The organism is Streptomyces sp. 13-12-16, assembly GCF_002114215.1.
In the GTDB taxonomy this organism is placed as follows: domain Bacteria; phylum Actinomycetota; class Actinomycetes; order Streptomycetales; family Streptomycetaceae; genus Streptomyces.
The window spans coordinates 1-6,856 of the sequence record NZ_NCTE01000780.1; the positions used below are offsets into that span (position 1 = coordinate 1).

7 protein-coding genes are annotated in these 6,856 nt (G+C 72.7%); 4 read left to right on the plus strand and 3 right to left on the minus strand.

Annotated elements, in window-relative coordinates:
- The first annotated feature begins 238 nt into the window (after positions 1-238).
- Positions 239-430: a hypothetical protein gene (locus B7767_RS28755; RefSeq protein WP_085574722.1), complete on the plus strand. Its 192-nt coding sequence runs from the start codon at positions 239-241 to the stop codon at positions 428-430.
- A 150-nt stretch (positions 431-580) separates the two neighbouring features.
- Entirely contained in the window at positions 581-1,621 is a 1,041-nt protein-coding gene (locus tag B7767_RS28760) for an NUDIX hydrolase (protein ID WP_085574716.1), read from the plus strand.
- Positions 1,622-1,630: 9 nt separating this feature from the next.
- On the opposite strand, the gene B7767_RS28765 is transcribed toward B7767_RS28760, so the two are convergent.
- Both B7767_RS28765 and B7767_RS28770 read right to left on the minus strand, forming a co-directional pair.
- Positions 1,631-2,395, minus strand: coding sequence for an MBL fold metallo-hydrolase (locus B7767_RS28765; protein WP_085574717.1), 765 nt, complete (start codon positions 2,393-2,395; stop codon positions 1,631-1,633).
- A gap of 79 nt (positions 2,396-2,474) precedes the next feature.
- Complete coding sequence (locus tag B7767_RS28770; protein WP_085574718.1) at positions 2,475-3,836, minus strand: dipeptidase; 1,362 nt, start codon at positions 3,834-3,836, stop codon at positions 2,475-2,477.
- A 195-nt stretch (positions 3,837-4,031) separates the two neighbouring features.
- Here B7767_RS28770 and B7767_RS28775 point away from each other — a divergent pair, with 195 nt between their 5' ends.
- Positions 4,032-5,264, plus strand: coding sequence for a geranylgeranyl reductase family protein (locus tag B7767_RS28775; protein ID WP_085574719.1), 1,233 nt, complete (start codon positions 4,032-4,034; stop codon positions 5,262-5,264).
- Here the strand turns inward: B7767_RS28775 and B7767_RS28780 are convergent.
- The gene (locus B7767_RS28780) at positions 5,254-5,709 is read right to left on the minus strand and encodes a nitroreductase family deazaflavin-dependent oxidoreductase (RefSeq protein WP_085574720.1); all 456 of its coding nucleotides are present in this window, start codon (positions 5,707-5,709) and stop codon (positions 5,254-5,256) included. The genes B7767_RS28775 and B7767_RS28780 overlap by 11 nt on opposite strands.
- Before the next feature lie 215 nt (positions 5,710-5,924).
- On the opposite strand from B7767_RS28780, the gene B7767_RS28785 reads away from it, so the two are divergent.
- Complete coding sequence (locus B7767_RS28785; RefSeq protein ID WP_085574721.1) at positions 5,925-6,668, plus strand: TetR/AcrR family transcriptional regulator; 744 nt, start codon at positions 5,925-5,927, stop codon at positions 6,666-6,668.
- Positions 6,669-6,856 lie beyond the last annotated feature (188 nt).

Sequence of the window (6,856 nt, forward strand, 5' to 3'; positions counted from 1 at the left end):
GGCGGCGGCAGCACTGGCGGGCAGGACGGACACGGCGGTGGCGGGGGTCTGAGGTCCCCGGTCCGTATCCAGGAGGGCCGGGTCCGGGCACGGGCGTCGTGACGTCCGGCCGTCGGCCGCTCACGGCCGGCCGGTACTCCTCGCGGCACAGCCTGTCGTGCGCGACGCCGTGACGGCCGCCGGGCGGTACCGGGGACACGTGCGTGACCCCGAGGCCGTTCCGGCCGTTGTGGCGAGTATGAAGAAGCGCAGCATGCTGGCCATCGCCTCCCTCGCCGCCGGTTTCGTCGTCGCGGCCGTCACCCCGTCGCACGCGGTCGCCGACGGTGCCGCCCCGCTCGGCGTCGACGACACCCTCGGCACCCTCGACCGGACCGTCGCCGAGGACAACACCCTGGACCTGGACGTCGACCGGGGCACCAAGGCCTGAGGAGACCCCACACGGCGCGGCCGTACGGCGCCGGCGGCCCCTGGACCACAGGGGCCGCCGACGCCGTTCTCGCGCGTTCTCTCCCGGATCTGGTTTCCGTGGCAGGGTGGAGCGGGCAAGCCACAGGGGGCCAACAGAAGAGGGGGAAACGTGATCGTCTGGGTCAACGGCGCGTTCGGTGCGGGAAAGACCACCACCGCGCACGAACTGATCGAGCTGATCCCGAACAGCACGCTCTTCGACCCCGAGGTCATCGGCGGAGCGCTGGAACGGCTGCTCCCGCCCAAACGCCTCGCCGAGGTCGGCGACTTCCAGGACCTCCCGATCTGGCGACGACTCGTGATCGACACGGCGGCCGCGATGCTCGCCGAGCTCGGCGGGACCCTCGTGGTCCCCATGACCCTGCTGCGCCAGGAGTACCGCGACGAGATCTTCGGCGGGCTCGCCGCCCGGCGCATACCGGTGAGGCATGTCCTCCTCGCCCCGGCGGAAACGATCCTGCGTGAACGCATAGCCGCCCGCGAGATCCCGGCGGGCCTCCCCGACGGAGAGATACGCGCCCGGCAATGGTCGTACGACCACATCGAGCCGTACAAGGCGGCCCTCGCCGCCTGGCTCACCGCCGACGCCTACCCGGTCGACAGCGGAACCCTCAGTCCCTACGAGACCGCCCTGCGGATAGCCGAGGCGGTCGGCAGCGGGGAGGCGCCGGCCTGCGACATCGTGCAGACGCCCGAGCCCACCGCCGAGACGGTCGCCGCCGGGGTGCTGCTCTTCGACGAGCAGGACCGGGTGCTGCTCGTCGACCCGACCTACAAGCCGGGCTGGGAGTTCCCGGGCGGGGTCGTGGAACGCGGTGAGGCCCCCGCACGTGCGGGCATGCGCGAGGTCGCCGAGGAGACCGGGATCCGCCTCGACGACGTACCGGCGCTCCTCGTCGTCGACTGGGAACCGCCCGCGCCCCCCGGATTCGGCGGCCTGAGGCTGCTCTTCGACGGCGGCCGTCTCGACTCCGCGGACGCCGGACGCCTCCTGCTGCCCGGCCCGGAACTGCGCGGCTGGCGCTTCGCCTCCGAGGCCGAGGCCGCCGATCTGCTGCCCCCGGTCCGTTACGAACGGCTGCGCGGGGCCCTGCGGGCGCGGGAACGCGGGAAGGCGATGTACCTGGAGGCCGGGGTGCCGGTCGGCTGAGGCCGTCGGTCAGTCCGGGACCCGGCCCGCTCCGCCGGCTTCCGCCGCGCCCCTGTCCGCCCGGTCCACCGCCGCACGCAGTGCCCGGGCCGCGCCTTCGGTCACCGGTTCGCCGTGGCCGAAGCAGGCCGCCTCCGCGTCGAGAGCGGCCAGCCGGCGACAGGCGGTGAGGACCTGCCGACCGTCGAGGTTGAACACACCCGGCATCACGGTGCCGTCCACGGGCGAGGCGGCCACCGTGTCGCCCGTGAACAGCACGCCGTACCGGGGCAGGTGCAGCGCGACGCTGCCGAGCGTGTGTCCCGGCACGTGCACGACGTGCGCCCCGCCGCCCACGTCGAGAACGTCACCGTCCGACAACTCCACGACCCTGGCCGGGCGTTCGAAGTCTCCCGGAGGGAGGAGCCGCGCCGCCCGCTCGTGCAGGGGCCGCTCCCACTCCTCGAACACCGGGGTTGGGCCCGGAACTTCACCGCGTACGTGCGGTGCGTCCAGCCGATGGGCCAGTACCTCGGCACCGGTGAGCGCCGACACCTCGGCCGCCCCGCCGGCGTGGTCCTCGTGGAAGTGGGTGAGCACCACGCGGCGTACGTCCCGCGGGTGCCGGCCGAGCGCGGTCACGGCCTCGGCGATCGCCGCCCCGGAACCCGCCGGCCCCGCGTCGATCAGTGTCAGCCCCTCCTCGTGCCCTTCCCCGCCGTCGCGCCAGAGGTACGCCTGGCCGACGGAGAAGCGCAAGAGATGGAGGCGGGGGTGGAGCTCTACGACGTCCATGGGACGACCGTAGGGCGAAGCCCCCGCCCATGGACGGGGGCTCTGCCGTCAGCAGAGCGGCGGACCGCTCCCTTCGTCGTCAGTTCGCGCCGGACGCGTAGTTGCGCAGGAACAGCGCCTCCGTGACCGACAGCCGCTCGAGTTCGTCGGGGGAGACGCTCTCGTTCACCGCGTGGATCTGCGCCTCCGGCTCGCTCAGGCCGATGAGCAGGATCTCCGCCTTCGGGTAGAGGGCGGCGAGGGTGTTGCACAGGGGGATCGAGCCGCCCTGCCCCGCGTACTGCATCTCCCGGCCCGGGTACGCGACCGCCATCGCGTCGGCCATGGCCTGGTAGGCCGGGCTGGTGGTGTCCGCGCGGAACGCCTGCCCCTGGCCGATCTGCTCGGTGCTCACCCGCGCGCCCCACGGCGTGTGCGCCTCCACGTGCGCCCGGAGGAGCTTCGTCGCCTCGGCCGCGTCGACGCCCGGCGGCACCCGCAGGCTGATCAGCGCGCGGGCGCTCGCCTGCACCGACGGCGTGGCGCCGACCACCGGCGGGCAGTCGATGCCGAGCACGGTGACCGCCGGGCGCGCCCAGATGCGGTCGGCGACCGTACCGGAACCGATCAGCTCCACACCGTCCAGCACCTTGGCGTCCTCGCGGAACCGCTCGTCGTCGTACTGCAGTCCGTCCCACGCCCTGTCGCCGGCCAGTCCGTCGACGGTGGTGCTGCCGTCCTCGGCGCGCAGCGAGTCCAGCACGCGGACGAGCGCGGCCAGCGCGTCCGGCGCGGCCCCGCCGAACTGGCCGGAGTGCAGGTTGCCCTCCAGGGTGTCGATCCGCACCCGGACGAGCGTCATGCCGCGCAGGGTGGAGGTGACCGTCGGCAGACCGGCGCGGAAGTTGCCCGCGTCGCCGATCACGATCGTGTCGGCCGTCAGCAGGTCGGGGTGCTCCTCGGCGTACCGCTCCAGACCGCCGGTGCCCTGCTCCTCCGAACCCTCGACGATCACCTTGACGTGCACCGGTATGCCGCCGTTCGCCTTCAGCGCGCGCAGCGCCAGCAGGTGCATGATCACGCCGCCCTTGCAGTCGGCGGCCCCGCGCCCGTACCAGCGGCCGTCGCGCTCGGTCAGCTCGAAGGGCGGAGTGGCCCAGCCGGCCTCGTCCAGCGGCGGCTGCACGTCGTAGTGCGCGTACAGCAGCACGGTCCTGGCGCCCTCCGGGCCCGGCAGGTAGCCGTACACCGACTGCGTGCCGTCCGGGGTGTCGAGCAGCGCCACGTCCTGGAAGCCCTCGGTGGTGAGCGCGTCGGCGATCCAGCGCGCGGCACCCTCGCTCTCCTCGCGCGGGAACTGGCCGAAGTCCGCCACCGACTTGAAGGCCACCAGTTCGGTGAGCTCCTCCTTCGCCCTGGGCATCAGCGAGGCGACGGTCGCGGCGACCGGATTCGACGACATGGGCACGCTCCTTGTGGGTGCGACGTTGGAACTTCTGCGTACTTCTTTGTACGAGATGATCGTGCGGTGTGCGTGAGGACCCGTGTACGGGGCACTTACGCCGCCGATCCTCCCACAGTGGCCCGAGGTGATCGCCGCCGTAGGATGCGGGAGGACATCAGCGGCAGGCGGCTGGATCGGGAGCAGTAGACCATCGTGAGCAGCGAGAACTCTTCGGCGGACGACGTACAGCAGGTGTGGGACGTCGTCGTGGTGGGCGCGGGACCCGCGGGGGCCTCGGCCGCCTACGCGGCGGCGGTCGCGGGACGGCGCGTGCTGTTGCTGGAGAAGGCGGAGTTGCCGCGCTACAAAACGTGCGGCGGCGGCATCATCGGCCCCTCCCGCGATTCGCTCCCTCCCGGCTTCGAGCTTCCGTTCAAGGACCGGGTGCACGCGGTGACGTTCTCCCACAACGGCCGCTTCAGCCGCACCCGCCGCTCCCGGCAGATGCTGTTCGGGCTGATCAACCGGCCCGAGTTCGACCAGCAACTCGTGGAGCACGCGCAGAAGGCGGGCGCCGAGCTGCGTACCGGCGTCGCCGTGCAGCGGGTGGAACAGCACGGCTCGGCCGTACCGGACCGGCGCACGGTCGCCGTCGTCCTCCAGGGCGGCGAGACGGTGCTGGCGCGGGCCGTGGTCGGCGCGGACGGCAGCGCGGGCCGCATAGGGGCCCACGTCGGCGTCAAGCTGGACCAGGTCGACCTGGGCCTGGAGGCGGAGATCCCGGTGCCGGAGACGGTCGCCGAGGACTGGAAGGGGCGGGTGCTCATCGACTGGGGCCCGATGCCCGGAAGTTACGGCTGGGTCTTCCCCAAGGGCGACACGCTCACCGTCGGTGTGATCTCGCGGCGGGGCGAAGGCGCCGCGACCAAGCGTTACCTGGAGGACTTCATCGGGCGGCTCGGCCTCGCCGGCTTCGAACCGAGCATCTCCTCCGGCCACTTGACCCGCTGCCGGGCCGACGACTCGCCGCTGTCGCGCGGGCGGGTGCTGGTGTGCGGGGACGCGGCGGGGCTGCTGGAGCCGTGGACCCGCGAGGGCATCTCCTTCGCGCTGCGCTCGGGCCGGCTGGCGGGGGAGTGGGCGGTGCGGATCGCCGAGGCGCACGACGCGGTGGACACGCGCCGGCAGGCGCTGAACTACGCCTTCGCCGTCAAGGCGGGGCTCGGCGTGGAGATGAGCGTCGGCAAGCGGATGCTGGCCGCGTTCGAGCGGCGTCCCGGGGTGTTCCACGCGGTCCTCACCGGTTTCCGCCCGGCCTGGAATGCGTTCAAGGACATCACGCAGGGCTCGACGACGCTCGGCGAGTTGGTCCGCACCCACCCGTTGGCGCACCGCGCGCTGATGGCGCTGGACCGGCGTCCCGCGGGCGACGAGGTCAGCTCCTGACCGTGATCCGGAAGACCGGGTGGTCGTGGGCGGCCGCGACGATCTCCTCGTCGGAGGACCGGGCGGTGACCCCCTGGAAGTACTGGTTCACCTCCCAGCCCCACTTCTCCAGGTAGGACCGCAGGATCGGGAGCTTCTCCTCGTCGGGAAGCTCCACGGCGGTGAAGGCGCGGACCTTGCGTCCCACGCGCAGCTCCCCGCCGCCGGCGGCGCGCATGTTGCGCACCCACTGGGAGCGACCGCGTGCCGAGACCAGGTACTGCCCGCCGTCATGGGTGTGCGGGTTGACCGGGATGCGCTGCATCCGTCCGCTCTTGCGGCCGCGGACGGACATCTCGGCGGAGCCGGCGAGGCTGACGCCGTGCCGGGCCAGCCAGCCGATGACGCTGTTGAGCCGGATGGCCATGGGGCTGCCCTTGAGGTAGTACGGCGCGGACGACGGCATCGGTGACCCCCGGGTCGGAGTGGTGGCGAGAGCGCTGCTCTCTTTTGTGAGCACTGCTCTCGCGGTGTGCTTTCAGTCTGCACGATGTCGGCATGGCAAAGCAAGAGCACTGCTCTCGTTTTTGTGCGCTGATCTTTTTTGTGTGTGCTGCTCTCGCTTGTGCTCACCGCTCTCGTTTGTGTGCACCGCTCTGGATTCGTGGAACACTGGTCCGCATGAGCAGCACCACACATGGCGCCCGCGCCCGGGCCAGGATCGAAGTCACCGCGGCCATCAAGGAAGAGGCCCGCAGCCAGCTCGCGAAGGAGGGTGCCGTCAAGCTCTCGCTGCGGGCCGTCGCCCGCGAGCTCGGCATGGCCTCCTCCGCGCTCTACCGCTACTTCCCCAGCCGCGACGACCTGCTGACCGCGCTCATCATCGACGCCTACGACTCCCTCGGCGCGGCGGCCGAAGCGGCCCGGGACGCGGCTGCCGACGTCGGACCGGTGCGCCGCTGGACCGCCGTGTGCGAGGGCGTGCGCGGCTGGGCGCTCGGGCACCCGCACGAGTACGCGCTGATCTACGGCACGCCGGTGCCCGGCTACACCGCGCCCGAGACGACCGTGCCGGCCGCCGCCCGCTCCGTCCTCGTCGTCATCGGCATCCTCCGCGAGGCGCACCAGGGCCTCGGCCTCGCCAAGCCCCCGCTGCCGGCCGAGCTGAGGCCCGAGGCCGTGCGCATGGCCGCCGATCTCGCCCCCGACCTGCCGCCCGAGGTGGTGGCGACGATGGTGGCCGCCTGGGCCCAGATGTTCGGGCTGATCGGGTTCGAGCTGTTCGGGCAGTTCAACCGGGTGGTGGAGGACCGTGACACGTTCTTCCGCCACGCGGTGGGGCAGCTCGCCCACTCCGTGGGTCTGGTGTACCCGCAGCAGGGTCCCGAGGCCGCGCCGGGCGGGCCCGCCGCCGAGCCGTCGTAGGGGCCGGGCGGACGGACGTACTCCGCCGGGAGTACATGTGATCACCACGCCGGGCCGACGTCGCACCGGGCGTCCGGCGTCTAGCGTGACGGACATGGACGAGCAGCGCGGACCCGGCGGCGGGCCGCCGGGGTGGTGGCGCCCGGGGCGGCCGCTCCGGCACGGCCCGCCAGGCCGGACCCGTCGGG

Excerpts from the sequence above, each read along its gene's own strand:
- B7767_RS28755 (WP_085574722.1), top strand. The coding sequence starts at position 239 with ATGAAGAAGCGCAGCATGCTGGCCATCGCCTCCCTCGCCGCCGGTTTC.
- B7767_RS28765 (WP_085574717.1), bottom strand. The coding sequence starts at position 2,395 with ATGGACGTCGTAGAGCTCCACCCCCGCCTCCATCTCTTGCGCTTCTCC.
- B7767_RS28785 (WP_085574721.1), top strand. The coding sequence starts at position 5,925 with ATGAGCAGCACCACACATGGCGCCCGCGCCCGGGCCAGGATCGAAGTC.
- B7767_RS28770 (WP_085574718.1), bottom strand. The coding sequence starts at position 3,836 with ATGTCGTCGAATCCGGTCGCCGCGACCGTCGCCTCGCTGATGCCCAGG.
- B7767_RS28780 (WP_085574720.1), bottom strand. The coding sequence starts at position 5,709 with ATGCCGTCGTCCGCGCCGTACTACCTCAAGGGCAGCCCCATGGCCATC.